Raw genomic sequence first — 2,140 nt, forward strand, 5'->3', positions numbered from 1 at the left:
CAGGGGCAGATTTGACTCATGTGAGTCAAATCTGCCCCTGTTTGGAACTATCTATTTCCCGACAGCCCGTTTTTTCATTCTATTATTTTTGAAACTGTATTCTAAAAATCACCGAAAGATTTCTTAGTTCAATACTAACTTAGCTGCTCCGCAGATTCCCGCATCATTTCCCAGTTTGGCAAGTGAGAAAATGACATGAGTATTTGCAAAGAAAGCTCTCTCTTTGAAATATTTCTCCACATAGGAAATAAGAATTTCTCCTGCTTTTGACACACCGCCGCCGATAACAATGACTGCCGGATCAGAGATCACTGCCAGATTCGCAAGCGCATAACCAAGATAGCGTCCGAATTCTTCTGCAACTTCCATCGCAACTGCATCTCCTTCTTTCACAGCATCAAAGATAGATTTTGCAGACAGCATGTCTTTCTCAAGAAGTGTCTTTCTCGTCTCATTTGCCAGTTTTCTCTTTGCAAGACGAACAATCCCTGTTGCAGATGCGTACTGTTCCAGACATCCGCGTCCGCCGCAGCCGCAGACTTCTGTCTCCTCATAATTTACACAGATATGCCCAATCTCACCGCCGGCTCCTGTAGAACCACTCAGAATCTTTCCATTAACGATTACACCGCCGCCAACACCTGTTCCAAGTGTTACCATGATCAGATTCTTATGTCCAAGTCCGCCGCCTTTCCACATCTCGCCTAATGCTGCCACATTGGCATCATTTCCAACAGCAACTGTGATACCGGTCAATTCTTCCAGTTCATGCTTCACATCTTTATAACCCCATCCAAGATTAGCAGTCTTCTGTACAATACCATTCTCAGAAACCGGCGCCGGAACTCCTACTCCGATTCCAAGAATGTTCTCCTGTGTCAGATGGTGATGTTCCATTTTCAGATTCAGAGATTCTGCGATATCCGGAAGAATTGCATGTCCCCCATTAGCTGTATTCGTCTTAATCTCCCACTTCTCTACCAGTTCGCCATCAAACTGGAATAATCCCATCTTTACTGTAGTTCCTCCAATGTCCACACCAAAACAATAGTTCATCTTCTTCTCTCCTATTTCTTTAATAAATTTTCCTGCACACGGCGATACAGTTCATGTGCTGCATTATATCCCATCTGTTTCTGTCTGTGATTAACAGATGCAGATTCTACAATGATCGCAAGGTTACGTCCCGGTCGGATTGGGATAGAATGACATACAACCTTATTGCCCAGGAATTCTGTGTATTCTTCCTCCAGACCAAGCCGGTCATATTCCTTATCTCTGTTCCAGTCTTCCAGAGTAATTACAAGATCAATCGTCTGTGTTTCCTTCACACTCTGAACACCAAACAGCGTCTTCACATCCACAATACCGATTCCTCTCAATTCAATGAAATGTCTTGTAATATCCGGAGCACGTCCCACAAGCGTTTCATCACTTACTTTTCGAATCTCAACGACATCGTCGGTTACAAGCCGATGCCCTCTCTTAATCAGCTCAAGAGCCGCCTCACTCTTACCGATACCGCTCTCTCCCATGATCAGTACCCCGACACCATAAACATCTACAAGCACGCCATGAATAGAAATACACGGCGCAAGCTCTACATTCAGCCATCGGATAATCTCTGCCATAAACGGAGATGTTGCCTTATCTGTCAGGAATACCGGAACATCGTATTCGACTGCCTTACGCAGCATGATCTCATCCGGCCGTAAATCTCTGCTGTAGATCAGACACGGAATCTTTCGTTCTAACAGCAGAGTATAGATCTCTTCTTTTCTCTCATCTGATATGCTCTGCAAATATGCATATTCCACATAACCAATGATCTGTACGCGGTCCGCATCAAAATGCTCAAAAAATCCCGTCAGCTGCAGCGCCGGACGGTTGATATCCGGCACTTCGATTTTACGTCCGGCAAGCGAAATATCCGGTGTAAGATTCTTTAATTTCATCTTTTCAACCAGTTTCTTCATTTCTACACTGCTCATATATTTCTTCCTTTCCTGAATCAACTCGCACTTTCAATTTATTGTACCAAGCCGCTAGCGCGGCGGCTAGCCCCAGGTACGTGAATTTTCCACTTTTTTAACAAAAAAGTAGCAGTTTTTGAATATATGTTGTATTGTTGAGTTACCAC

Annotated in this window: 2 protein-coding genes; both read right to left on the reverse strand. The window is 43.9% G+C overall.

All coding sequences use genetic code 11. The annotated features are described in order from the left end of the window. Nucleotides 1-123: 123 nt before the first annotated feature. A complete protein-coding gene (locus tag DWX73_RS13140) occupies nt 124-1,056 on the reverse strand; it encodes an ROK family glucokinase (protein WP_118349111.1) in 933 nt (310 codons plus the stop codon). 11 nt (nt 1,057-1,067) lie between these two features. Further along, complete coding sequence (gene hprK, locus DWX73_RS13145; RefSeq protein ID WP_118349112.1) at nt 1,068-1,991, reverse strand: HPr(Ser) kinase/phosphatase; 924 nt, start codon at nt 1,989-1,991, stop codon at nt 1,068-1,070. Between the last annotated feature and the right edge of the window lie 149 nt (nt 1,992-2,140).

The organism is Coprococcus sp. AF21-14LB (assembly GCF_003458885.1).
In the GTDB taxonomy this organism is placed as follows: domain Bacteria; phylum Bacillota; class Clostridia; order Lachnospirales; family Lachnospiraceae; genus UBA9414.